Consider the following 24,968-nt stretch of genomic DNA (forward strand, 5'->3'; position numbering starts at 1 on the left):
CGCAGAGTTCACAACTCGGCCCGATGTTCACGGATGTGAACTTTCGTTGTTCCGGGCCGAGTTGCGGACCTCCTCCGCACCGGAAGGCACCCCCACATGCGCACCGGAACCATCGGGCGCGGCCTCGGCCTCGCCACCGCCCTCGCGGCCCTGCTCACCGGCGTCTTCATGGCCCCGGCCTCGGCCGGCCGGGCCGCTCCGGACCAGGCACCCGCAGCGGCGCGGGCCGCCGCCCCCGCCGCCTTCACCCATCCCGGCGTGCTGGTCAGCCGCCCCCAGCTCGACTTCGTACGCACCAAGGTGCAGGCCGGCGCGCAGCCCTGGAAGGGCGCGTACGACCAGATGATGGCGAGCAAGTACGCCTCGCTCGGCCGCACGGCGAAACCCCGCGCCGTCGTGGAGTGCGGCTCGTACTCCAACCCCAACTACGGCTGCACCGACGAGCGCGAGGACGCGATAGCCGCGTACACCCTCTCGCTGGCCTGGTACATCACCCAGGACAGCCGCTACGCCGCCAAGGCCGTCGAGATCATGGACGCCTGGTCGGCGGTGATCAAGGACCACACCAACAGCAACGCCCCCCTCCAGACCGGCTGGGCCGGCTCGTCCTGGCCGCGGGCCGCCGAGATCATCAAGTACACGTACACCGGCTGGCCGAACGCGGGCCGGTTCGCCACCATGCTGCGTACCGTCTACCTTCCGAAGGTCATCAACGGCTCGAACAGCAACGGCAACTGGGAACTGAGCATGACCGAGGCCGCGATCGGCATCTCCGTCTTCCTGGAGGACCGCACCTCGTACGACAAGGCCGTCGCCAAGTTCCGCGGGCGCGTCCCCGCGTACATCTATGTGACCGCGGACGGCGCCCTGCCGAAGACCGCGCCCGGCAGCGGACTGGACACCCGCGACAAGGTCATCAACTACTGGCAGGGCCAGTCGACCTTCATGGACGGCCTCGCGCAGGAGACCTGCCGCGACCTGACCCACACCGGATACGGCCTGTCGGCCATCTCGCACATCGCCGAGACCAGCCGGATCCAGGGACAGGACCTCTACCCGGAGGTCGCCGACCGGTTGCGCCACGCCCTCGGCCTGCACGCCAAGTACCAGCTGGGGACGGCCGTTCCGTCGTCGCTCTGCGGAGGCTCGCTCAAGGACAGCCTCGGACCGGTCACCGAAGTGGGCTTCAACGCGCTGCACAACCGGATGGGCATCGCGATGACGAACACCCAGACCCTCACCGAGCAGCAGCGGCCCGCCGGGTCCAACAACCTGTTCGTCGCCTGGGAGACCCTGACCCACGCGGGCAACCCGAACTGACCGCACGCGCGCAGCCGCCCGGGAGGAAGGATCTCCTCCCGGGCGGCTGCGACGCATCAGCGCGGGGTCATGCCGGGGGTGCGGATCAGAAGGTCAGCTTGAAGCTGTTGATCTTCCCGGTGTCGCCCGAGTAGACGTCCTGGACCTTCAGCTTCCAGGTGCCGTTCGCCACCTCGGAGGAGGCGTTGACGGTGTACGTCGCCACGACGTTGTCCGCCGAGTCGCTCGACGAGGAGTTCTTCAGACGGTAGGCGGTACCGTCCGGGGCGACGAGGTCGAGGACCAGGTCACCGCGGTAGGTGTGGGTGATGTCCACGCCGACCTTGAGGGTGCTGGGGGCGTTGCCGGTGCGGCCGGTGACGGCGATGGAGCTGGTGACGGCCGAACCGGCGTCCGGGATGGAGACGGCGGTGGCGTTCTCGAACACCGTGCCACCGGGGTCGGTGCCGCCGGGGCGGGTACCGACGTTGATGCCGGCCCAGGCGTTGGCGACGGCCGTGTACTCGGCGCTGGTCGTGCCGTACAGCTCACCGGCGACCGCGAGCGTGCCCGTACGGGCGGCCGCGTAGTTGGTCGTGGAGGTGAACTTGGTGGTGAGCGCCTTGAACCAGATCTGCTCCGCCTTGGCGCGGCCGATGCCGGTCACCGGCAGGCCGTCCGAGGTCGGGGAGTTGTAGGAGACACCGTTGATGGTCTTGGCGCCGCTTCCCTCCGAGAGGAGGTAGAAGAAGTGGTTGGCCGGACCCGAGGAGTAGTGCACGTCGACGTTGCCGATGCCCGAGTACCAGGCGTCCTTGGACGCGCCGTCCTTGCTCGGCTTGTCCTGGTAGCGCAGCGGGGTGCCGTCGCCGTTGATGTCGATCTTCTCGCCGATGAGGTAGTCGCCCACGTCGGAGGAGTTGTTCGCGTAGAACTCGACGGCGGTGGCGAAGATGTCGCTGGTCGCCTCGTTGAGGCCGCCGGACTCACCGCTGTAGTTCAGGCCGGCGGTGTTGGAGGTGACACCGTGGCTCATCTCGTGGGCCGCGACGTCCAGCGAGGTGAGCGGGGAGGCGTTGCCGCTGCCGTCGCCGTACGTCATGCAGAAGCAGCTGTCGTCCCAGAAGGCGTTGACGTAGTTGTTGCCGTAGTGGACGCGGGAGTACGCGCCGACGCCGTTGCCCTTGATGCCGTTCCGGCCGTGGACGTTCTTGTAGTAGTCCCAGGTCTCGGCCGCACCGTAGTGGGCGTCGGCCGCCGCGGTCTCCGCGTTCGAGGCGAGGCCGTTGCCCCAGACGTCGTCGGTGCCGGAGAAGAGGGTGCCGGTCCCGGACGTGCCGTGGTTCAGGTTGTACGTCTTGTGGTTGCCGCGGGTGGTGTCGGTCAGGTTGTACGTACCCGACGTGTTGAGCGTGACCGTGCCGCTGTACTCGGTGTTGCCGGTCCCGGTCTCGATGGCCTGCCACTCGTACAGCTTCGCGCCGGAGGTGGCGTCGGTGATGACGTGCAGGGCGTTCGGAGTGCCGTCCTCCTGCAGTCCGCCGACCACGGTCTCGTAGGCCAGCTGCGGTGTGCCCGACGCCATCCAGACGACCTTGCGGGGCGCCTTGTCGGCCGCGGCCTTGGACGAACCGTCCGCCTTGGCCAGGCCGACGGCCTGCTTCTCGGCAGCCGCCGGAGCGACGTCCGCGGTCGTGTCGACGGCCTTGAGCTGCGCCGAGGTGGTCTTGGACGCCTTGGTGACGCTCTTGGTCGCGCCGGCCTTCGACTCCTGGACGACCAGGTCGCCGCCGAGGACGGGGAGTCCGCCGAAGGTGCGCTCGTAACGCGTGTGCGTGGTGCCGTCGTTGTCCTGGATGACGTCCCGGACGACGAGCTTCTCCTGCGAACCGAGCCCGAGCTCCTTGGCCGTGGCCGCGCTGCTCGCGGTCGCCCGGCGGATCAGCTCCGCGCGCTGCGAGGGCGAGAGCTGCTTGGCCAGCGCGCCGGGGTTGGGCTGTGAGGCCGAGGGGGCGGCCTGTGCGGAGCCGCTCGGCGTGGCGGTGGCTGTTCCGGTCTGGACTCCTACGGCGAGGAGTGCTGCTGCGGCTATCAGAGCGCCGGTCGCGGTGGTACGACGGCTGAGCGTGGATCTCACGCGGACTCCTTCTGCGAGGGGGGTACCGGCGGCGGGGTGAGCCGTCCGGACAGTGCAGGCAGTGAGCAGAACGGGGTGAAGAGTGTCAGCAGAGAGCGGCCTCTGTCAGGACCGCGTCAACAAGTTGGCCGGAATTCGTCCGTTGCCGGAATGGTCATGTTCGTTAAGCGGACGTTTCGCCGATCATTGCCGCGATGTTGCCCGGGAGGCCCGGAAGCCCGAATGTGCAGGAGGCGTTGAGGTTCGCTCTCGCGGTGACGTGTTCGAAAAGAGTGTGAAGAACCGGGAAGTGACCATCTGGCGAGACGGCGGGCAACTGTGGCTCGTTCCGCGCCGTCCGGCGCCCGGCCGGGCTGTTCGCGCCATGACGCGGCCGCCTCCCGGGCGGCCGCGCCTCCCGGACGGGTCCGCGGGCCGTCGGCGGGGGTGCGCCCGGCGCGTCCGCATGCCGCCGCACGCGTGGTGGAGGGCCGGGCGGATTTGCCGAACTTTTACATCGTGCGGATGTGGGGGCGTGGGCAGATTTGCCCCTCCGGAGATGTCCGATTTGGAGGAAGGTCATCCCTGCGGGGGTGATTGCCCCGCTGCTCCTCGCTGTTGACTCGACGATCATTCAAGCGCTTCGATCGCGACCGCTCACCGTTCGTTCCGGTGAGCCGAGGCCCGGCACTCGCCGGGTGGCAACTCGACACAGGGGGGGCTTCTGTGCGCGGGAAGACAGTGAGAACAGCGGCGGGAGCGGGCACGGTCGTCCGTCCCGCCCGGCCCCTCGTCCGTGTGCGCGGCGCCGTGACGCCGGTTCCGGCAGTCTGCCGCAGCGGGGCAGAGGACGCCGGACCGGCTGCCCACCGGGGCGGGAACCCGGCCCCCCGCGCCGGCACACCACCGCACAGTTGCTTACCGGGCACGCGGCCCTGCGCACGCCGGGCCGGCTGACCGGCGCCTGAGCGCGCTCACGCGCCCGGTGTGACCGTCCTCGTCCCACAGGCCCCCTTCGTGCCGCCGGCCACCCTCCCGCCCCAGCCATCGAGTTGTGCGCCGGGCTGCCCGCCCGCTTGCCCGGCTCGGCACGCCGCCGAACTCTCCGCCGCCGCACCGGTGTCACACGCACCGTGGCGGCTGCGGAGCCTGTCCAGTCACCTTCGCTTCCGGACCGAGGAGAATCCTTGAGGCTGAGACGCAGAGCACATCCATCCCTCGCGCTGACGGCGGCCGCGCTGGCCGTCATCGGCCTCATGCCGGCCGCGGCGCCGGCACTCGCCACGGCGCCGGTACCGAAACCGTCCTCCGAACCGTCCGCCCGGTCCGCGCAGCCCGCGGGCGTCGCCGATCCGGGAAAGAAGCTCGGCACGGGCTGGAAGACGTCCAAGGACCGGGCGGTGACCGGCGCGGCCGACAGCGACGGCCTGAAGATCCTCGTCGCCGACTCGTCGGACGCGTACGCGTGGAAGACCGTCGCCTCCCTGGCCGAGCCGACGGTCTCGGCGGACACCTGGATCGGCAACCAGTGTGTGATGGACGCCAGTCACGCCGCCGTCGTGTACGCGCCCCGCTCGTTCGTCAACAAGCCCGACCTGATGCAGGGCGGCGCGTTCGCGGCGGTCGTCAACACCGTCACCGGCAGGGTGGTGAAGCTGCCGTTCACCGCGTCGCTCGCCTACTTCGACCCGTCCTGCAACACGGTCACCCACACGGCCGCGTTCACCGCCTTCCGCGACATGAACGACCCGGCCAGGACGAAGACCCGGGTGATGACGGTCGACACGGCCGGCAGGACGGCCGGCTCGGCGGTGACCGCGGGAGAGATCACCGGCGCGGTCCCGGTCGAGGACGGGGCGGTCGGCGCCCGCGGAAGCGATCTGGTCCACCTCGACGGGAAGGGCCGGCTGACGACGCTCACCAGCGCCGACAGCCCGCCGTTCGACATCCGGCTCACCGGCGCAGGACATGTCGCCTTCCTCGACCGCCGGGGGGACTCCGCCGCACACGCCAAGCTCTGGCGCGGGCGCGGCGAGCCCGTCGTGATCGCCTCGGGCGAGCTCGGCGACGTGGGCCTGCGCCAGGGCGCCGAGGGCCGCGTCTTCCTGACCGGACGCCCCTCCGGCACCCGGCTCGACGACTCGGGCGTCACGCTCCTGGACGCGCCCGCCGAGGCAGAGGTCTCCACCCTGGGGCGGCTCGCCGTCGACCCCGTACTCACCCCCGGCGTCCGACGCGGACTCGCGCGCGTCAAGGACGCGGGCAAGGGCTTCGACAGGAGCAGTACCCCTGCGGAGAGCGCGGTCGTCGCCGCGCCCGACACCGTCGGCGGCGACGAGCCGACCACCGTGACCTCCACCGCCACCACCACGGGCGCGAGGATCACGCAGTCCCTGGCGCAGACCACGGCGGAGAGAGGAGACACCTCGGTGTCCCCCTCGCTCACCGGCACCGCCGCCCCCGCCGCCCTCACCGCGGCCGACAGCAGGGCGAACGACCCGGTCGACACCGACCGCTGGTGCTCGGTGCCCCGCAACGACGTGAACTCCCAGGCGCTGCAGCCCACACCGAACCAGGTCGAGTGGGCCGTCGACATGGCCGTACGCGGGGAACTGCGCTCCAACTGGATCACCCAGGGCGGCTGGCGCAGCCAGACCGGGCTGGGCACCATCGACCCGCAAGGGCTCTTCCCCCGCCCCACGCTGACGGGCGGCGGACGCATCCCGGCCAACGTGCTGCTCGGCGTGATGGCCCAGGAGTCGAACCTGTGGCAGGCGGAGCCGGGCGCGATCCCGGGCCAGATGGGCAGCCCGCTCGCCTCCTACGCCGGCTTCTACGGCCACAAGGGCGATGACCCGGCGGCCTACTGGAAGATCGACTGGGCGAACTCCGACTGCGGTTACGGCGTGGGCCAGGTGACCGACGGCATGCGGCTCGCGGGATACGAGAAGAAGGACGAGAAGGCGCTCCTCGTCTCCACCCAGCGCGCGGTCGCCCTCGACTACTCGGTCAACGTCGCCGCCTCCCTCTACATCCTTGCCGACAAGTGGAATGAACTGCACGAGTCGGCGCAGACGATCACCGTCAACAACGACTCCGCGTCCAGGCCCGAGAACTGGTTCGCCGCCCTGTGGAACTACAACCTCGGCTTCAACCCCCGCTCCGCCGAGTCGGAGAACGGCAACTGGGGCCTGGGCTGGTACAACAACCCCGCCAACCCCGTGTATCCGCCGTCCCGCTCGCCCTTCATGAACACCGACATCGACCCGAACGCCGCCCAGGACGCCGCGCATCCGCAGAACTGGCCGTACGAGGAGAAGGTGCTGGGCTGGGCCGCCTGGTCCATCGACGCCGGCTACTCCTACGCAACCTCCGGACGCCAGGACTGGACCGGTGAGTCCGGCTTCTCCTCCGCAGGCTTCCAGCCCGCCTACTGGAACGGCACGACCGGCCTCTACAACGAACCGGGCAGCGCCAAGTACAACCGGGCGCAGGCCACGCCTCCACTCGACACGTTCTGCAACTCCAAGAACAACTGTGACTCCGCCAACCCGCCCGACTGCCCCGACGCGGACTGCTACACGCAGTACTGGTGGCACGAGTCCAACGTCACCTGGAAGGGCGACTGCGCGACCACGTGCGGTGTCGAGAACATCAAGTACCAGACCCTGATCGCCGAACCGGGCCGTGGCTACCGACTCCAGCACGGCACCCCCGTCTGCGCCGGTGACGCCGACAGCAGCCTTCCCTCGGGCGCGCTGATCGTGAACTCCGTACCCGACAACACGAACACCTACAGCACCTGCGGTTCGACCGGCACCGATGACGGGAGCTTCGCGTTCACGTTCAACAACGACGGTTCGATCGGCCCCGGCCTCGGCCAGTACGAGGCGAAGGGCGACCTCTACCAGATAGGCGGCGGATACGACGGCCACTTCTGGTTCGCCCACACCCGCAACGCCGCCCACCTCGGCGGTGACAACGGAGTGATGTCCGTCAAGGGGACCTGGACCCTCGGCCAGAACCTGAACGGCTGGTCCCGGGTGTTCGTGCACGTCCCCGACACCGGCGCCCACACGCAGCAGGCCCACTACACCATCCGCGGGGTGGAGGGCGGTGACCGCGAGCGCTACCTCAACACCCACTACGGGGAGAACACCTGGGTCGAGCTCGGGGTCTACCACTTCACGGGAACGCCTGAGGTGGAGCTCACGAACACCACGGACGACGGAACGGCCGACGAGGACGTCGCGTACACCTCGATCGCCTTCAAGAAGCTGGCCGGCAAGCCTCAGGACATGGTCGTCGCGATGGGCGACTCGTACACCTCGGGCGAGGGTTCGGGGGACTACTACCACGTCAGCGACCGCGACCACGGGGAGGACAGCTGGAACGCGTGCCGGCGGAGCCCGAACGCGTGGCCGCGCAAGGTGACCCTCCCCGACCAGTCGCAGACCGTCGGCGCACTCGCGGACAGCTACGACGCGAGTCTCGACTTCCAGTTCGTCGCCTGTTCCGGAGCCAAGGCATGGCAGGCGGGGTCGGGTACGCCGTATGACGAGGACGGCAACGAGCACTGGGGCTACGACGGGAACTTCCACGAGAAGCTGCAAGTGGATTCGGGTGTGCTCAGCGGGGACACGACCCTGGTGATGCTGACCATCGGGGGCAACGACGCCCGGTTCGACAAGAAGATCCAGACCTGTGTCATCGACGGCTGTGCCTCCGAGGCGTCGATGCAGGCGGACATCGACGACGCCGTGACCGCGACGGCGGATCTGATGACCGAGATCCACGCGGCGGCGCCGAACGCGACGATCTCCCTGATGGGATACCCGCTGCTCTTCAGCCGGACGGAAGCCTGCTCGACACTGGTGAGCGCCGCCCAGCGTGTCATCCTGAACGACATGGCTCAGTACTTCGAGGACCAGCAGAAGGCACTGGCCGCCTCCATGTCCGCCGATGGCGTGCGCTACCGGTCCCCGCAGTCCGCGTTCGAGGGCAAGCGCATCTGCGATCCGACGGAGGGGATCAACGGAGTGGTGGCCGGACCGAACGGTGACGGCGACTTCCACCACGACGACGACGCCACGCAGTTGTGCTGGTGGTTCTGGGGCGACAGCTGCCTCAGCCGGGAGAGCTACCACCCGAACAAGGCCGGCACCGGCGCCTACGCGCAGGCGTTCATGACGCTGGGCCCCGCCGCGCTCCGGCAAGAGGACCGGTGAATCGGTCGCGCTTCTCTGCCGGCACCCCGTCGCGGTCCCACCGCGGCCGGGTGCCGGCACCCGGCTGCATGGTGGCACTCATGGTCCCCGTCGTTCTGGTGCTGCTCGCCGCGGGGACGCTCACGGTCATGGCGCACCGCCAGGACAGCGCCGACCAGCGCCGTGAGCAGGAGGCGCTGGAACAGATAGCGGGGCATGTGCGGTCGTACGAGGACGTCGTGCGGGGCGAGGGGCGGAACGGCTTCGCGAGCCGCGCGCGGGCGCAGGACGCCGCCCGGCAGTATCAGGGTGTCCTCGTCTCGTACGCGCGGTCGGACCGGTCGCTGACCACGCTCGTCAGGTTCTTCGCGACCTACGAGGACACCGGCTTCTTCGGCGTCTCCGCCACACGCGCGTACCGCTGCTACTCGATCCGCTTCCCGGAGGGTGCAGGGGGCGGTCCGAGCAGGACGGCGGTTCCTCTCAAGGAGTGCCGTCCCACCTGACGCCTTCCCCCGCCGCCCCGGCGCCAGCGGAGCGGCGGGCCCGGCCTCCGTCCGCCGGGCGCGGTGCGGGGCCTCCTCAGGCCAGGCTCTCCCGCCAGGCGCGGTGCAGGCCGGCGAACCGGCCCGTGCCGCCGATGAGTTCGGCCGGGGCGCCGTCCTCCACGACGCGGCCGTGCTCCATCACCAGGACCCGGTCCGCGATCTCCACGGTCGACAGGCGGTGGGCGATGACCACCGCGGTGCGGCCGTGCAGCACGGTGTCCATCGCCCGCTGCACCGCCCGCTCGCCCGGAATGTCCAGGGAGCTCGTCGCCTCGTCGAGGATCAGGACCGCCGGGTTGGCGAGCAGGGCGCGGGCGAAGGCCACCAACTGGCGCTGACCCGCCGAGATACGGCCGCCCCGTTTGCGTACGTCCGTGTCGTACCCGTCGGGCAGACCGGCGATGAAGTCATGGGCGCCGATGGCCTTGGCCGCCTGCTCGATCTCCTCGCGGGTCGCGTCCGGGCTGCCGATCGCGATGTTCTCCGCGACCGTGCCGGAGAACAGGAACGCCTCCTGGGTCACCATGACCACGCCGCGCCGCAGTTCGGGGGTGGCGAGGTCGCGCAGATCGGTGCCGTCCAGCAGGACCCGGCCCTCGGTCGGGTCGTAGAAGCGGGCCAGCAGCTTGGCCAGCGTCGACTTGCCCGCGCCCGTCGAACCGACGACGGCGACCGTCTGGCCCGCGGGTACGGTCAGATCGAAGCGGGGCAGCACCTCACCCCCCGTGCGGTAGGCGAAACGCACCCCGTCGAAGACCACCTCGCGGCCCGGGTGACCGCCCGTGAGCGGCGGCAGCTCCTGCGGCTCCAGGGCCTCCGGAACCGTGGGGGTCTGGGCCAGCAGCCCCGCGATCTTCTCCAGCGAAGCCGCGGCCGACTGGTAGGAGTTGAGGAACATGCTGAGCCGGTCGATCGGGTCGTACAGCCGTCGCAGATACAGGACCACCGCGGCCAGCACGCCGAGGGCGAGGCTTCCGGAGGCGACGCGGTAGGCACCCCACAGCACGATTCCGGCCACGGCGGTGTTGGCGACCAGCCGGGACCCGACGACGTAACGCGCGTTCTCCAGCATCGCGTCGCCGTTCGTGCGGCGGTGCTCGTGGTTCAGTTCCCGGAAGACGCCGTCGTTGACGGGTTCGCGGCGGAACGCCTGGACGGGGCGGATCCCGTTCATCGTCTCCGCGAACTTCACGATGACCGCGGCGATCGCCGTCGACCGCGAGGCGAAGATCACCGCTGCCCGGCGCTGGTAGAGGCGCACCAGCAGGTACAGCGGGACGAAGGACAGCACCGCGACGGCGCCCGTGCCGAAGTCCAGCCAGAGCAGCATCAGGGAGATGGAGACGAACGAGAGGACGACCCCGATCAGCTCCTGGAGACCCTCGCTGAGCAGCTCCCGCAGCGACTCCACATCGGTCGTCGAACGGGAGATCAGCCGCCCCGACGTGTACCGCTCGTGGAAGTCCACGCTCAGTGCCTGCGCATGGCGGAAGATCCGGCCGCGCAGATCGAGCAGCACGTCCTGGTTCACCCGGGCGGAGGCCCGGATGAAGGCGTACTGCATGGCGCCCGCACCGGCCGAGCAGAGCGCGTAGCCGAGGGCCACCGCGATCAGGGGCCCGTAGTCCTCGTCCCGGAAGGCGGGCACCCCGCTGTCGATGGCGTACGCCACGAGCAACGGCCCCGCCTGGACCGCGGCCTGCTGGATCAGCAGGAACAGCGCGGCGATCACGACCCGGCCCCGCAGCGGCCGCAGCAGCGAGACGAGCAGGGCGCGCGTGGCGCCGCGCGGGGTGGGCAGGTCGTCGCGGTCGAACGGGTCGCCGGGCCGCTCGGCGGGCGGGGCGCCCGCCGCCTTCGGGGCCTGCGGATCCCCGCTCCCGTCCCTGTCGCCGGGGCCCGGCTCGGTCGGACGCCCGGTCGTGGTGCTCGTCATCGGGTGCTGCTCTCCTCGGCAGGGGCGTGCACGCCCGGAAGGTCATCGGCCGGCGTGTCCGCACGGGGCACGACGGCGGGCTCCTCGCCGCCCGCGACCCCCGCTCCGGACATCAGCCAGGCGTACTCGGCGTTGCTGCGCAGCAGTTCCTGGTGGGTGCCGACCGCACTGATGCGGCCCTCGGACAGCAGCGCCACCCGGTCGGCGAGCATCACGGTGGACGGGCGGTGCGCGACCACGATCGCCGTGGTCTCCTCCAGCACGCGCCGCAGCGCCGCCTCGACCAGCGTCTCCGTGTGCACGTCCAGAGCGGAGAGCGGGTCGTCGAGGACCAGGAAACGCGGCCGGCCGACGACGGCCCTGGCCAGGGCGAGACGCTGGCGCTGGCCGCCGGAGAGACTGAGCCCCTGCTCGCCGACCTGGGTGTCGACGCCGTGCGGCAGGTCGTGGACGAAGTCGGCCTGCGCGACCGACAGGGCCCGCCGCAACTCCTCCTCGCCGGCGCCGCCCGCGCCCATCAGCACGTTCTCCCCGACGCTCGCCGAGAAGAGCGTCGGCTCCTCGAACGCCACCGACACCAGCTCGCGCAGGCGTTCGCGCGACATGGCGGTGACGTCCTCGCCGTCCAGCGTGATCCGGCCCGACGTGGCCTCGTGCAGCCGGGGAACGAGTGCGGTGAGCGTGGTCTTCCCGGACCCCGTGGCCCCGACGAGGGCCATCGTCTCGCCGGGCCGGATCCGCAGATCGATCCGGGCCAGTACGGGTACGGAATCCTCCTCCGCGTCCGGGTATCGGAAGCCCACGCCCTCGAAGACCATGCCGCCGGCCTCGGGCCGCTCATCCGGGGCAGGGCTCCCGGACGCGGCGGTGTCCGTTTCCTCCGCCACGTCCATCACCTCGAAGAACCGCTCCGTCGCCGTCGCCGACTCCTGGCTCATCGCCAGCAGGAAGCCGATCGACTCGACCGGCCAGCGCAGCGCCAGCGCCGTGGAGAGGAAGGCGACCAGGGTCCCCGCCGAAAGGCCGCCGTCCGCGACCTGGATCGTGCCGAGCACCAGCGCCGCCCCGATCGCGAGCTCGGGAATCGTCGTGATGAGTGCCCAGATGCCCGCGAGCAGCCGCGCCTTGCCGATCTCCGTGGTGCGCAGCCGCTGGGAGAGCGCCCGGAAGGCGAGGGCCTGGCTGCGGTGCCGGCCGAAGCCCTTGATGATGCGGATGCCGAGCACGCTCTCCTCGACCACCGTCGTGAGATCGCCGACCTGGTCCTGGGCCCTGCGCGCGACCACCGAGTACTTCGTCTCGAAGACCGAGCAGATGATCACCAGGGGCACGACCGGGGCGAGCAGCACCAGGCCGAGCGTCCACTCCTGGAGCAGCAGGATCACGAAACCGATCAGGATCGTGGTGGCGTTGACCAGCAGAAAAGTCAGCGGGAACGCCAGGAACATCCGCAGCAGCATCAGATCCGTCGTGCCGCGCGACAGCAGCTGACCGGAGGACCAGCGGTCGTGGAAAGCCACCGGCAGCCGTTGCAGATGCCGGTAGAGGTCGGCCCGCATGGACGCCTCGACGCCGGCCAGCGGACGCGCCACCAGCCACCGCCGTACCCCGAACAGCACCGCCTCGGCGATCCCCAGCAGCAGCAGGAACAGCGCACCGAGCCAGACGCCGCCCGGGTCCTGGTGGGCTACCGGGCCGTCGACGATCCACTTCAGTACGAGCGGGATCACCAGGCCGAGACACGACGCGACGATCGCGATCAGGGCGGCGCCGAACAGACGGTTCCGCACCGGCTTCACATACGGCCACAACCGCAACAGGGTCTGTGCGGCGGACCGGTCCTTGGGCTCTACATGTTCTTCGGGCATCAGCACCGAGCCTACGTTTCGCCACTGACATCGTTCATGTGGTTTTCCTGGCCCGGTCGACGCTTGACGGGCCGCCGACCGCAGCCGATATTTGTCCTCCCCCGGGGAGGGGCGGGAGCGCACAGCAGTGCGCATCAGCATGTGAGCAACCAGGGGCGGGACGCGTGACGACGGTCGACGAGTACAACGAGCGCTGCGAGCAGCTGTTCCTGGCGGGCGGACTCGGTGCCGTCCGGCGTGCCGCGCGGCAGGGGATCGACGAGGTGGGTCCGCATGCCGATCTCTACTGCTGGCTCGCCCTGGCCCACGCCTCGGAGGACGAGGACGATCACGACACCGAGGCCGAACGCGCCTTCCGCGAGGGGCTCGCACTCGAAGCGGATCACCTCGGCCTGCTGGCCGGGTACGGCGAGCTGTGTCTGCGCAGCGACGCCTTCGAGTACCCCGGGCGGGCCAAGCGTGCCGTGCAGCTGACCCGGCGCCTCGAAGAACTCGCCCCCGACTCCGCGCAGAACGCCCAGTTGCGGCGGGCCCACCGCTGGGCAGGCCGCAGTTACTGGGAGGACCTGCGGATGGCAGCGGCCGAGGGCGCGGTGAAGCGTCAGGCCGTGGAGGCGCAGGCGGGGGATGTGGCGGACGCGCTGCGGACGCAGAACATGGAGGGCGCGCGGGCGCAGGCCGCGGCAGCGACGCGGGCGCGGCCCGAGGACCGTCGCGCGGCCGTTCTCGCGGCCACGCTCGACGCCCTCTCCGGTCCCGGGAACGCCCCACTGCGCTGGGTCGCCCGGCACCGCGGTGCCTTCTGGGCGGTGTCGATCGGGCTCTCGGCCCTGACCGGGGCGCTGCTCCGGCAGACCGGCACCGTCGAAGGGTTCGCGCCGTGGGGCCTGCTGTGGACGCTGCCGATGCTCGGGGCCGATGCCCGGCTCTCCTCGATCCGCAAGGAAGGCGAACGGGCGGCCCTGGCACGCCTGGAGGAACGGCTGTCGGGACCGGCTCAGGGTCCGGGGGAGGGGCCGGAACCGGAGTCGGGACCGGCTCAGGGGCCGGGGGAGACCGGTGCCGCACCCGTTCCGGCGGCGGGCTCCGGCGTCTGAGGGAGCCCGCCGCCCTCGTCCGAGGGGGCCGGGCGGGGCGACGCCCGGTCGTAGCGCGGCATCAACCGATCGGCGGATGCCGGTTCGAGCGCGATGGCGGATGCCGCGAGGGGCCCGCGCCCGCGATGCTCACAGGCATGGCAATCATCGAAGTGAACGGGGTGCGCAAGTCCTACGCCGGCCGCCCCGTGGTCGACGGAGTGAGCTTCTCCGTGGACGAGGGGGAGATCTTCGGGATTCTCGGCCCCAACGGCGCGGGCAAGACCACCACGGTCGAGTGCGTCGAGGGACTGCGGGTCCCCGACGCCGGTACGGTCCGGGTCGCCGGCCTCGACCCCGTCACCGACCACGACCGCGTGACGCTCCTGCTGGGCGCGCAGCTCCAGGAGAGCGAACTCCAGCCGAAGATCACCGTGGGCGAGGCGCTGGAGCTGTACAGCGCCTTCCACCCGCAGCCCGCCGACTGGCGGACGCTCGCCGAACGCCTCGGGCTGCACACCAGGCTCACCACCCGGTTCGGCCGGCTCTCCGGCGGCCAGAAGCAACGCCTGTCCATCGCGCTGGCTCTCGTCGGCAACCCCCGGGTCGTGGTCCTCGACGAGCTGACCACCGGGCTGGACCCGCGCGCCCGGCGCGACACCTGGCAACTGATCGAAGAGGTACGGGACGGCGGCGTCACGGTCCTGCTGGTCACGCACTTCATGGAGGAGGCCCAGCGCCTCTGCGACCGTATCGCCGTGATCGACAGGGGGAGGATCGCCGCCCTCGACACCCCGTCCGGGCTGATCGCCCGGGCCGGCAGTTCCACGGCCATCTCCTTCACCCCCTCCGAGCCGCTCCCGGACGCCGAGCTGGCCGGACTGCCCGGGGCGACCTCGTGCGAGACCAGGAACGGACGGGTCGTCATCAACGGCACCGACGAGACCGTCAACGCTGTCATCTCGCTGCTGGCCGGGCTCCGGATCACCGCGCAGCAGCTCCGTGTCGCCGAGGCCACGCTCGACGACGCGTTCCTCGACCTCACCGAGCACCCCGGCCCCGCCGACGAGCGCGGCCTGACAGAACAGGCAGCCTGAGATGGCCACAGCGAACACCGTCCCGGCACACGCGCCCCGGGCCACCCCCGTCGGCCCGGTGCTCGCGGTCCTGAGGTCCGAGGCCCGGCTCTTCCTCCGCGAACCGGGCAGCCTGTTCTGGATCCTCGCCTTCCCCGCCGTACTCATGACGATCCTCGGTCTGATCCCGTCCTTCCGGGAGCACGACGACGCCCTCGGCGGGCGCCGCGTCATCGACCTGTACGTCCCCGTGGCCGTCCTGCTCGCCATGATCATGGCCGGTCTCCAGGCGATGCCGCCCGTGCTCACCGGCTACCGCGAACGCGGCATCCTGCGCCGCATGTCCACCACGCCCGTGCGGCCGTCCGCCCTGCTCGGCGCGCAGATCGCTCTGCACGGCGCCGCAGCGCTCGGCTCGGCCCTGCTCGTGATGGCCGTCGGCCGGACCGCCTTCGGAGTACGGCTGCCCGGACAGCCGTTCGGCTATCTGCTCGGCCTGCTGCTGGCCGTCGCCTGTGTACTGGCGCTGGGCGCGCTGGTCTGCGCCGTCTCGCGCACCACCAAGATCTCGGCCGCCATCGGCTCGGTCGTCTTCTTCGCCATGATGTTCACCGCGGGCGTCTGGGTGCCGGTGCAGACCATGCCCGACACGGTCCGCCGCATCGTCCAGGCCACGCCGTTCGGTGCGGCGTCCCAGGTGCTGGACCGCGCGGCCGCCGGTGCCTGGCCGAGCTGGGCGTACCTCGGCGTGGTGGCGCTGTGGACCGTACTGGCGGCGGTGGCGGCGGTCCGTACATTCCGCTGGGAGTAGGCGTTACGGGAGACTCCACCCATGGACGCGGGGGAGAAGAACGCCGGGGAGAAGGAAGCCATGACCGGTGCGACGACGGCCGAGCAGTGGTGGGGGCGGTTCTTCCGGCACGGACCCTACGGTCTGCTCGGCCTGGCCACCGTGGTCTCGGCCGTGACGAGCGGGCTCATCATGTCCCGCGCGCAGGTGTACGCCGCCGCGGTGCTGGTCCCGGCCGCGTTCGCCCTTCAGCTCCGGTGGAGCCGCGGCCCGGCCCCCCAGGGGTCGCGGGCGGCACGGAACCACTTCGCCGCCCGCACCCTCCTGGCCTTCGGGCTGACGTGGTGCAACCCGTTCTTCTCGATCTACGCGGTGCTCGGCTACTTCGACGCCGGCCGGCTGCTCCCGCAACGACGCATGCGGGCCGGGCTGCTGGCCACCGCCGTCATCATGGCGGGATCGCAGTCCGGCAGCGGCATTCCCCCCGTGTCCCTCATGAACTGGGTCGTCTTCCTCATCGTGCTGGCCGTGCACGGAAGCCTCACCATGCTCTTCGCGCAGATCGGCAACCGGGAGGCGGAGCAGGCGCGTCACCAGACCGACACCATCAACGCCCTGGAGTCGGCCAACGCCCGTCTCGAACAGGCCCTGGCGGAGAACGCCGGACTGCACGCCCAACTCCTGGTGCAGGCACGCGAGGCGGGGGTGGCCGACGAGCGGAGCCGGCTGGCGGCCGAGATCCACGACACCATCGCCCAGGGACTCACCGGTATCATCGCGCAGCTCCAGGCCGTCACCTCCACGGCCGGGACCGACCCGGCGCTCGCCGGGGAACACCTCGCCCGTGCCGCCGCGCTCGCCCGGCACAGCCTCGGCGAGGCGCGCCGCTCGGTGCACAATCTGCTGCCGGCCGCGCTGGAACACGACGACCTGCCCGGCGCGCTGGAGAAGACGGTCACCACCTGGGCGCAACGGACCGGCGTCCGCGCCGAGTTCACCGTCACCGGCACCGCCGAACCCCTCCACGACGAGGTGGGCGCCACCCTGCTGCGCATCGCCGAGGAGGCCCTCGCCAACGCGGCCCGGCACGCCGGGGCGTCCCGGGCCGGCATCACCCTGTCCTACATGGGCGACGAGATCGCGCTGGACGTACGGGACGACGGCCGCGGCTTCGACCCGGCCGCGCTGCCGCCGTACCGCGGCGCCGGCGGATTCGGGCTCGGCGGCATGCGGGCGCGCGCCGAACGCATCGCGGGCACGGTCGAGGTGGAGACCGGACCGGACCGCGGCACCGCCGTCTGCGCCCGGGTCCCGATGGTCCGGCAGGGCTGAGACGCCTCCCGCGCCGGCACAGTACGGTGGGCCGCTATGGACCGGGAACCCGCGCGTGTCATCACGCTGATCGTCGTCGACGACCACCCTGTCGTACGGGACGGACTGCGCGGCATGTTCGCGCCGGCGGCGGAGTTCCGGGTGCTCGGCGAGGCGGCCGACGGCGTCGAGGGCGTCGAGATGGCCGTCCGGCTCGACCCCGACGTCGTCCTCATGGACCTGCGGATGCCGGGCGGCGGCGGAGTCGCGGCGATCACCGAACTGGCCCGGCGCGGCGTCCGTTCCAAGGTCCTGGTCCTCACCACGTACGACACCGACTCCGACACCCTGCCCGCGATCGAGGCGGGCGCCACCGGCTATCTGCTCAAGGACGCGCCCCGCGACGAACTCTTCACCGCCGTGCGCGCCGCCGCCGACGGCCGTACGGTCCTGTCACCGGCGGTCGCCTCCCGGCTGATCTCACGGGTGCGCACCCCGGTCGCGCCCGGCCACGAGGCGCTGTCCGCGCGTGAGCGCGAGGTGCTCCGGCTCGTCGCCCGGGGGACGTCGAACCGTGAGATCGCCGCCGAGCTGTTCATCAGCGAGGCGACGGTGAAGACCCATCTCACCCATGTCTTCGCCAAACTGGGCGCCAAGGACCGCGCCGCGGCCGTCGCGGTGGCCTACGAACGCGGCATCCTCGGCTGACCGGTTCCCTCACTCCGCCACCCGCAGCAGCAGAACCGACCTCGCCGGCACGGTCATGCCCGCGCCGCCCCGGTGGACCGTGCCCGGTGCGGCGGACTGGTCCTCCCGCGAGGTGTCCAGGACCAGTTCGTACCCCTCGGCCCACGGCGGCCCCGGCAGCAGGAAGTCCGCCGGCCGGTCCCCGGCGTGCAGGACCGCCAGGAAACTGTCGTCGGTCACCTGCTCCCCCCGGGCGTCCCGGCCCGGGATGTCGCGGCCGGAGAGGTAGAGCCCGACCGTCGCGGCCGGTGCGTACCAGTCCTCCTCCGTCATCTCCTCGCCCCGACGGGTGAACCAGGCCAGGTCCCGCAGCCCGTCCGGGGCCTGCGCCCGGCCGGAGAAGAACGCCCGCCGGCGCAGCACCGGATGGGTGTGGCGCAGCGCCAGCACCCGGGCCGTCAGCTCGGTCAGCCCCCGCCACTGAGACTGCTCCAGCAGCGACCAGTCCACCCAGCCGATCTTGTTGTCCTGGCAGTAGGCGTTGTTGTTGCCGCCCTGGGTGCGGCCCATCTCGTCACCCGCGACGAGCATCGGCACGCCGGTCGACAGGAGCAGAGTGGCGAGGAGGTTGCGCAACTGGCGGCGGCGCAGCGCGTTGATCCCGGCGTCGTCGGTCTCCCCCTCGGCGCCGCAGTTCCAGGCCCGGTTGTCCGAGGTGCCGTCCCGGTTGCCCTCGCCGTTGGCCTCGTTGTGCTTGTCCTGGTAGCTCACCAGGTCGCGCAGGGTGAAGCCGTCGTGCGCGGTGACGAAGTTGACGGAGGCGTACGGGCGGCGGCCGCCCCACGCGTACAGGTCGCTCGATCCGGTCAGCCGGTAGCCGAGATCGCGTACGTCGGGCAGGGCGCCGCGCCAGAAGTCCCGTACGGCGTCGCGGTAGCGGTCGTTCCATTCGGTCCACAGCGGGGGGAAGGCCCCCACCTGGTAGCCGCCGTTGCCGACGTCCCACGGTTCGGCGATCAGCTTCACCCGGCGCAGCACCGGGTCCTGGGCGATCACCGCGAGGAACGGGGACAGCATGTCGACGTCGTGCATCGAGCGGGCGAGCGCCGCCGCGAGGTCGAAGCGGAAGCCGTCGACGCCCATCTCGGTCACCCAGTACCGCAGCGAGTCGGTGATCAGGCGCAGCACGTTCGGCTGCACCACGTGCAGGGTGTTGCCGCACCCCGTGTAGTCGGCGTACCTGCGGGCGTCGGACTGGAGCCGGTAGTAGCCGCGGTTGTCGATGCCGCGCAGCGACAGCATCGGGCCCAGCTCGCCCGCTTCGGCCGTGTGGTTGTAGACGACGTCGAGGATCACCTCGATGCCCGCGTCGTGCAGGGCGCGGACCATCCGCTTGAACTCGCCGACCTGTTCCCCCGCCGTGCCGCTCGCGGAGTATCCGGCGTGCGGGGCGAAGTAGCCGATCGAGTTGTAGCCCCAGTAGTTGCGCAGCCCGCGCCGCAGCAGATGGTCCTCGTGGGCGAACTGGTGCACCGGCAGCAGCTCCACGGCCGTCACCCCGAGGCGCTTCAGATGGCCGATGGCGGCGGGATGGGCGAGTCCGGCGTAGGTGCCCCGCAGCTCCTCCGGGATGCCGGGGTGGCGCGCGGTGAAGCCGCGGACGTGCAGCTCGTAGATGACGGAGTCGGCCCAGGGCGTCTTGGGGCGGCGGTCCTCGGCCCAGTCGTCGTCATCGTGGACGACCACTCCCTTGGGGACGTACGGAGCGGAGTCCCGCTCGTCGCGCACGGTGTCGGCGACCTGCTGGTGGGGCCAGTCCCTCACATGGCCGTACACCTCGGCCGGAAGGGTGAAATCGCCGTCCACGGCCCGTGCGTACGGGTCGAGGAGCAGTTTCGCCGCGTTCCACCGGGCGCCCGTCCACGGGTCCCAGCGGCCGTGCACCCGGTAGCCGTAACGCCGGCCGGGCCGCACCCCGGGCACGAAGCCGTGCCAGATCTCGTGGGTCAGCTCGGTCAGGGCGAGCCGGGTCTCCGTGCCGTCCTCGTCGAAGAGGCAGAGCTCGACGGCCTCCGCCCCGCCGGCCCAGAGGGCGAAGTTGGTGCCCGCGACCCCGTCGGGGCCCACCCGGAAGCGGGCTCCCAGGGGCGTCGGCGCCCCCGGCCACACGGCGGGCGGCCGCCGGCCCGGCCCGCCGGCCACCCCGGATCCGGTGGCGGGCACCCGTTCCACCGGCGGCCCCGGCGGCTCCGTGTCCGTCCTCGGCACTGCCTCCTGCTCGGCTGCGCTCGACACCTGCTCGCCTCCCGCGGCTCGTGGGACCGGCACCGAAAGGGGGGCGTGCGGCGTCCCGGCCGCGGCTCCCCGAGTGTGGTCGTCCCCTCTGTTCTTCCCACGACGGGGCCCGCACTCACGTTTCCCCCGGACCGCCCCCGTCGTTGGGGGGACGTGAATCACGTAGCGAAGAAGGCAGGGGCGAGCCCGGCGACCGTGAAGGCCCGGTCGGGACTGCTCGCCGTACTGGCCGTACTGGCTGTCCTGACGGGCTGCTCGGGTACGGACTCGATCATCGGCGGGAAACCCCGCTCGCCGCAGGAGGCCATTCGGATCACCCCGCGGGACGGGGCCGAGGACGTCGCGCCGGACAGCCGGGTCGAGGTGAAGGTGCCGGACGGGCGGCTGGAGAGCGTCGAGGTCACCCGGATCGAGGACGCGCAGCAGCAGGAGGTGCGGGGCCTGATCGCCGAGGACGGACGCTCCTGGTCCCCGCAGGGCGTGGCCGGCCGGCTCGGGCTCGCCGCCAAGTACAGCGTCGACGCGGTGGCGGTGGACGCGGCGGGGCACCGCTCGGCCCGGCACACCACCTTCACCACGGCGGTCCCCGAGCACCGCTTCATCGGGTACTTCAAGCCGGAGAACCGGTCGACGGTCGGCACCGGCATGATCGTCTCCTTCTCGTTCAACCGGCCCGTCACCCGCCGCGCGGCCGTGCAGCGGGCGATCCGGGTGACCTCCGATCCCGCGGTCGAGGTGGCGGGGCACTGGTTCGGCGACAAGCGCCTGGACTTCCGCCCCGCCGCCTACTGGCGGCCGGGCACCGAGGTGACCGTCGAGGTGGGGCTGCGCGATGTGGAGGGGGCGCCGGGGGTGTTCGGCAGCCAGCGCAAGACGATCGGATTCACCATCGGCCGTGAGCAGATGTCCCGGGTGGACTCGGCCGCGCACACGATGGAGGTACGCCGGGACGGGCAGTTGGTCTCCACCGTTCCGATCACCGCGGGCTCGCCGACGACGACCACGTACAACGGCAGGATGGTGGTCAGTGAGATGCACGAGGTGACACGGATGGACGGGCGGACCGTCGGCTTCGGCGGCGAGTACGACATCAAGGACGTCCCGCACGCCATCAGGCTCACCGAGTCCGGCACCTTCCTGCACGGCAACTACTGGTCCGACGAGGACATCTTCGGCTCGACCAACGTCAGTCACGGGTGCATCGGACTGCGCGACGTGCAGGGCGGCAGCAGCTCCACCCCGGCCGGCTGGTTCTTCGACCGGACACTCATCGGCGACGTCGTCGAGGTCGTCAACTCCAAGGACAAGAAGGTCGCTCCGGACAACGGGCTCGGCGGCTGGAACATGGACTGGAAGCGGTGGAAGGCGGGCTCCGCGCTCCACTGACACCCGGGGGTGATTCCCCCGCCCCCATCGACGGCGCGGCCCCGGGGCCGCGCCGTCCGGCGTACCGGCTCCGTGGCGGACGCACCGCTCGCGACCAGGCGAACTGCTGGGGCGACTTGGGACTGAACGGTGACAATCGTGAGGCGATCCGCTGACGGCTGGTGTGATTATCTTTCGCTGAGCGCGCATGTGCAGCGTGCGGGGGTGGGAGCCTGCGGGCTCCCTGGGCCTTGGCGGGGCCAGGCCGTGTGAAGGGGAGACGACCACATTGAACGGGCAGCCGATATCGGGGGCATCGACCGGGGCGATCAGCGGGCGGCGGGGGCGTGGCTCCACCGGTCTGCTGGCTCTGGTGCTGGGTGCGCTGCTGTTGCTGGTGACGGCGTGCGGCGGGGGAGACACCGACGGCGGGAGCAAGGGCGGCAAGGCCGTCGGGGCGGGTACGGGGGACACCTCCGCCTCGCAGGCCGTCGTGAACGTCCTGCCGAAGGACGGGGCCGACTCCGTCGCCACGAGCGGGGCGCTGAAGATCTCGGCCGAGCAGGGGAAGCTGACCACGGTCAAGGTCTCCGACCCCAAGGGGACGGACGTCGCGGGGAAGATCGCGGCCGACGGCGCGAGCTGGGAGCCGGACCGGCACCTGGCCTCGGCGACCAAGTACAAGGTCCACGCGGTCGCCGAGGACGCGAAGGGCCGTGAGTCGGCGAAGGACACCACCTTCACCACGCTGGTCCCGCAGAACACCTTCATCGGCCAGTACACCCCGGAGGACGGTTCCACGGTCGGCGTCGGCATGCCGGTCTCGATCCACTTCACCCGGGGCATCACCGACCCGGAGTCCGTCGAGAAGGCCATCGAGGTGACGGCCGATCCCGCCGTCGAGATCGAGGGCCACTGGTTCGGCAACGACCGTCTGGACTTCCGCCCCGAGGACTACTGGGCGGCGGGCACCAAGGTGACCGTGAAGCTCGACCTCGACGGTGTCGAGGGACGTCCGGGGGTCTACGGCAAGCAGGCCAAGACGATGTCGTTCACCATCGGACGCCGGCAGGTCAGCACCGTCGACGCGGAGTCGCACCGGATGAAGGTCGTCCGCGACGGCAAGCAGATCAAGGACATCCCCGTTTCGGCGGGCGCCCCGGCCACCACCACGTACAACGGCCAGATGGTCATCAGCGAGAAGCTCCGCGTGACCCGGATGAACGGTGACACCGTCGGTTTCGGCGGCGAGTACGACATCAAGGACGTGCCGCACGCCATGCGCCTGTCCACGTCGGGCACCTTCATCCACGGCAACTACTGGGGCGGCTCCGGCATCTTCGGCACGACCAACACCAGCCACGGCTGCGTCGGTCTGCAGGACGCGCGCGGCGCCGGTGACCCGAACACCTCGGCGGCCTGGTTCTTCGACAGGTCACTGATCGGCGACGTCGTGATCGTCAAGAACTCCCACGACGACACGATCCAGCCGGACAACGGCCTCAACGGCTGGAACATGAGCTGGTCGGAGTGGACCAAGTAGGTCCTGCGGTACGGAACACGGAACGGGCCCGGCGCTGTGACCAACAGCACCGGGCCCCTTCCCGTTAGCGGCGGTTAACCTGCCTCCCATGACCGTAACCCTCGAAGTAAGCGGCGGCGTCGGCACGATCCGGCTGGACCGTCCGCCGATGAACGCCCTGGACATCGCCACCCAGGACCGGCTGCGCGAGCTCGCCGAAGAAGCGTCCCGGCGCGACGACGTGCGCGCCGTGGTGCTCTACGGCGGCGAGAAGGTGTTCGCGGCCGGCGCGGACATCAAGGAGATGCAGGAGATGGACCACCCGGCCATGGTCGTACGGTCCAAGGCGCTGCAGGACTCCTTCACCGCGGTGGCCCGGATTCCCAAGCCCGTCGTCGCCGCCGTCACCGGCTACGCGCTCGGCGGCGGTTGCGAGCTGGCCCTCTGCGCGGACTTCCGGATCGCCGGGGACAACGCCAAGCTGGGGCAGCCGGAGATCATGCTCGGGCTCATCCCGGGCGCGGGCGGCACCCAGCGCCTCGCCCGGCTGGTGGGCCCCGCCAAGGCGAAGGACCTGATCTTCACCGGTCGTCATGTGAGGGCCGAGGAGGCTCTGGCCATGGGCCTGGTGGACCGTGTGGTGCCCGCCGCCGAGGTGTACGACCAGGCCCACGCCTGGGCCGCCGCACTGGCGAAGGGCCCGGCACTCGCGCTGCGTGCCGCCAAGGAGGCCGTCGACGCCGGACTGGAGACGGACATCGACACCGGCCTCACGATCGAGCGGACCTGGTTCGCCGGCCTGTTCGCCACCGAGGACCGGGAGCGCGGAATGCGGAGCTTTGTGGAGGAGGGTCCGGGCAAGGCCAAGTTCCTCTGACCGAACGCCAGTTGGGAACGCCCGGCCATGCGTTCATCCGTGTGGGCGGATTAGCTGAGCCTTAAGGCAACCTTAAGGCTCAGCTCCCCGCCACAGCAGCCGAACCCGTTCGAGTGCGGCATCCGCGCAGGTCGGCATGGGTGTCCGACGGGGCATTCTGCCAGCGGCATATGCCCCGAGCCCGCTACGGAATGTCTGATTCCGGGTCAGGGATTCCCCGGGAACGGCCACGGAACGTCTCCCGTGCGGCCATGATGGTGTCCATGGCGGGCCTGGAGGGTGTGGAGCAGCCGCGACAGCGCAGCAGCGCGACTGCGGCACGGAGGATGCCGGCCGTCGATGACGAACAGGCGTTCAAAGTACTGGAGTTGTTCGGAAATCCGACGGAGGACGAAGTTCGGCTGCCCTCCCGCCCCGAGTCCGCCGCGACCGCCCGCAGGATCACCTCCTGCGTGGTGCTGCGCCAGTGGGTGCTCTCCCCGCAGACCGCCGAGTACGCCGTCCTGCTCGTGTCCGAGCTCGTCGGGAACGCCGTGCGGCACACCGGCGCCAGGGTCTTCGGGCTGCGGATGATGCGGCGCCGCGGATGGATCAGGATCGAGGTGCGCGACCCCTCGCGCGGGCTGCCGTGCCTGATGCCGGTCCAGGAGATGGACGTCAGCGGACGTGGGCTCTTCCTCGTCGACAAGCTCTCCGACCGGTGGGGCGTGGACCTGTTGCCGCGCGGCAAGACCACCTGGTTCGAGATGCGGATCTCCGACCGCTGAACCCGTCCGCGCCCCCTGTTCGCGATCGCCCGCACGCGGGCGCACAGAAGCCCCCGGGTCGGCCGTGGTGCGGCGCTGCGGGGGCTTCTGTGTGTGGGGGCCGTGAAATGGGGGGTGTGTTCACGGCCGCTTATGACGACCTGGCCCGGGTCGATGGGGGTCGTGTCCCCGACTATGGCAGACGGATGACTCCATCGCCAAAGCCGCAAAGCGCGCATGATGGGTCAA

The 24,968-nt window shown here is 71.0% G+C and carries 16 protein-coding genes; 12 read left to right on the forward strand and 4 right to left on the reverse strand.

The window, feature by feature from the left end; all coding sequences use genetic code 11:
* Positions 1 to 96 precede the first annotated feature (96 nt).
* Positions 97 to 1,320: an alginate lyase family protein gene (locus ACGFZA_RS05100; RefSeq protein ID WP_393677188.1), complete on the forward strand. Its 1,224-nt coding sequence runs from the start codon at positions 97 to 99 to the stop codon at positions 1,318 to 1,320.
* Between the two features lie 85 nt (positions 1,321 to 1,405).
* Here ACGFZA_RS05100 and ACGFZA_RS05105 read toward each other — a convergent pair whose 3' ends face one another.
* Entirely contained in the window at positions 1,406 to 3,436 is a 2,031-nt protein-coding gene (locus ACGFZA_RS05105) for a M4 family metallopeptidase (protein ID WP_393677190.1), read from the reverse strand.
* 1,166 nt (positions 3,437 to 4,602) lie between these two features.
* Here ACGFZA_RS05105 and ACGFZA_RS05110 point away from each other — a divergent pair.
* Positions 4,603 to 8,643: an SGNH/GDSL hydrolase family protein gene (locus ACGFZA_RS05110; RefSeq protein WP_393677192.1), complete on the forward strand. Its 4,041-nt coding sequence runs from the start codon at positions 4,603 to 4,605 to the stop codon at positions 8,641 to 8,643.
* A gap of 80 nt (positions 8,644 to 8,723) precedes the next feature.
* Positions 8,724 to 9,128 (forward strand): hypothetical protein, encoded by a 405-nt coding sequence (locus ACGFZA_RS05115; protein WP_385275874.1) that lies wholly within the window; start codon positions 8,724 to 8,726, stop codon positions 9,126 to 9,128.
* A gap of 76 nt (positions 9,129 to 9,204) precedes the next feature.
* On the opposite strand, the gene ACGFZA_RS05120 is transcribed toward ACGFZA_RS05115, so the two are convergent.
* Positions 9,205 to 11,106, reverse strand: a complete 1,902-nt coding sequence (locus ACGFZA_RS05120) for an ABC transporter ATP-binding protein (RefSeq protein WP_393677194.1) — start codon at positions 11,104 to 11,106, stop codon at positions 9,205 to 9,207.
* A complete protein-coding gene (locus tag ACGFZA_RS05125) occupies positions 11,103 to 12,974 on the reverse strand; it encodes an ABC transporter ATP-binding protein (RefSeq protein WP_385275868.1) in 1,872 nt (623 codons plus the stop codon). Before ACGFZA_RS05125 ends, ACGFZA_RS05120 begins: the two co-directional genes overlap by 4 nt.
* Before the next feature lie 164 nt (positions 12,975 to 13,138).
* Here ACGFZA_RS05125 and ACGFZA_RS05130 point away from each other — a divergent pair, with 164 nt between their 5' ends.
* From ACGFZA_RS05130 to ACGFZA_RS05150, 5 genes are all read left to right on the forward strand, one after another.
* Complete coding sequence (locus ACGFZA_RS05130; RefSeq protein ID WP_393677197.1) at positions 13,139 to 14,071, forward strand: hypothetical protein; 933 nt, start codon at positions 13,139 to 13,141, stop codon at positions 14,069 to 14,071.
* 137 nt (positions 14,072 to 14,208) lie between these two features.
* Positions 14,209 to 15,147 carry an ABC transporter ATP-binding protein gene (locus ACGFZA_RS05135; protein ID WP_385275862.1) on the forward strand — a complete coding sequence of 313 codons (939 nt, stop codon included), beginning with the start codon at positions 14,209 to 14,211 and terminating at the stop codon, positions 15,145 to 15,147.
* 1 nt (position 15,148) lies between these two features.
* On the forward strand, positions 15,149 to 15,937 hold the full coding sequence (locus ACGFZA_RS05140) for an ABC transporter permease (protein WP_393677199.1): 789 nt from the start codon (positions 15,149 to 15,151) through the stop codon (positions 15,935 to 15,937).
* Positions 15,938 to 15,997: 60 nt separating this feature from the next.
* Positions 15,998 to 17,248, forward strand: a complete 1,251-nt coding sequence (locus ACGFZA_RS05145) for a sensor histidine kinase (RefSeq protein ID WP_385276331.1) — start codon at positions 15,998 to 16,000, stop codon at positions 17,246 to 17,248.
* A 36-nt stretch (positions 17,249 to 17,284) separates the two neighbouring features.
* Positions 17,285 to 17,935, forward strand: coding sequence for a response regulator (locus ACGFZA_RS05150; RefSeq protein WP_385275856.1), 651 nt, complete (start codon positions 17,285 to 17,287; stop codon positions 17,933 to 17,935).
* A gap of 9 nt (positions 17,936 to 17,944) precedes the next feature.
* On the opposite strand, the gene glgX is transcribed toward ACGFZA_RS05150, so the two are convergent.
* The gene (glgX, locus tag ACGFZA_RS05155; protein WP_393677201.1) at positions 17,945 to 20,209 is read right to left on the reverse strand and encodes a glycogen debranching protein GlgX; all 2,265 of its coding nucleotides are present in this window, start codon (positions 20,207 to 20,209) and stop codon (positions 17,945 to 17,947) included.
* Positions 20,210 to 20,362: 153 nt separating this feature from the next.
* Between glgX and ACGFZA_RS05160 the strand changes: the two genes are divergently transcribed.
* From ACGFZA_RS05160 to ACGFZA_RS05175, 4 genes are all read left to right on the forward strand, one after another.
* The gene (locus ACGFZA_RS05160; RefSeq protein WP_385275850.1) at positions 20,363 to 21,595 is read left to right on the forward strand and encodes an Ig-like domain-containing protein; all 1,233 of its coding nucleotides are present in this window, start codon (positions 20,363 to 20,365) and stop codon (positions 21,593 to 21,595) included.
* A 268-nt stretch (positions 21,596 to 21,863) separates the two neighbouring features.
* The gene (locus ACGFZA_RS05165) at positions 21,864 to 23,117 is read left to right on the forward strand and encodes an Ig-like domain-containing protein (RefSeq protein WP_393677204.1); all 1,254 of its coding nucleotides are present in this window, start codon (positions 21,864 to 21,866) and stop codon (positions 23,115 to 23,117) included.
* A gap of 88 nt (positions 23,118 to 23,205) precedes the next feature.
* Positions 23,206 to 23,973 carry an enoyl-CoA hydratase/isomerase family protein gene (locus ACGFZA_RS05170; protein WP_385275844.1) on the forward strand — a complete coding sequence of 256 codons (768 nt, stop codon included), beginning with the start codon at positions 23,206 to 23,208 and terminating at the stop codon, positions 23,971 to 23,973.
* A 251-nt stretch (positions 23,974 to 24,224) separates the two neighbouring features.
* On the forward strand, positions 24,225 to 24,740 hold the full coding sequence (locus ACGFZA_RS05175) for an ATP-binding protein (protein ID WP_385275841.1): 516 nt from the start codon (positions 24,225 to 24,227) through the stop codon (positions 24,738 to 24,740).
* The last annotated feature ends 228 nt before the right edge of the window (positions 24,741 to 24,968 follow it).

It is taken from the genome of Streptomyces sp. NPDC048211, from assembly GCF_043202315.1.
Taxonomy (GTDB): domain Bacteria; phylum Actinomycetota; class Actinomycetes; order Streptomycetales; family Streptomycetaceae; genus Streptomyces.

Bases quoted from the DNA above. Each gene is read 5' to 3' on its own strand.
- ACGFZA_RS05175 (WP_385275841.1), top strand. From the start codon at position 24,225: ATGATGGTGTCCATGGCGGGCCTGGAGGGTGTGGAGCAGCCGCGACAG.
- ACGFZA_RS05100 (WP_393677188.1), top strand. From the start codon at position 97: ATGCGCACCGGAACCATCGGGCGCGGCCTCGGCCTCGCCACCGCCCTC.
- ACGFZA_RS05140 (WP_393677199.1), top strand. From the start codon at position 15,149: ATGGCCACAGCGAACACCGTCCCGGCACACGCGCCCCGGGCCACCCCC.
- ACGFZA_RS05125 (WP_385275868.1), bottom strand. From the start codon at position 12,974: ATGCCCGAAGAACATGTAGAGCCCAAGGACCGGTCCGCCGCACAGACC.
- ACGFZA_RS05150 (WP_385275856.1), top strand. From the start codon at position 17,285: ATGGACCGGGAACCCGCGCGTGTCATCACGCTGATCGTCGTCGACGAC.
- ACGFZA_RS05170 (WP_385275844.1), top strand. From the start codon at position 23,206: ATGACCGTAACCCTCGAAGTAAGCGGCGGCGTCGGCACGATCCGGCTG.
- ACGFZA_RS05135 (WP_385275862.1), top strand. From the start codon at position 14,209: ATGGCAATCATCGAAGTGAACGGGGTGCGCAAGTCCTACGCCGGCCGC.
- ACGFZA_RS05145 (WP_385276331.1), top strand. From the start codon at position 15,998: ATGACCGGTGCGACGACGGCCGAGCAGTGGTGGGGGCGGTTCTTCCGG.
- ACGFZA_RS05120 (WP_393677194.1), bottom strand. From the start codon at position 11,106: ATGACGAGCACCACGACCGGGCGTCCGACCGAGCCGGGCCCCGGCGAC.
- ACGFZA_RS05115 (WP_385275874.1), top strand. From the start codon at position 8,724: ATGGTCCCCGTCGTTCTGGTGCTGCTCGCCGCGGGGACGCTCACGGTC.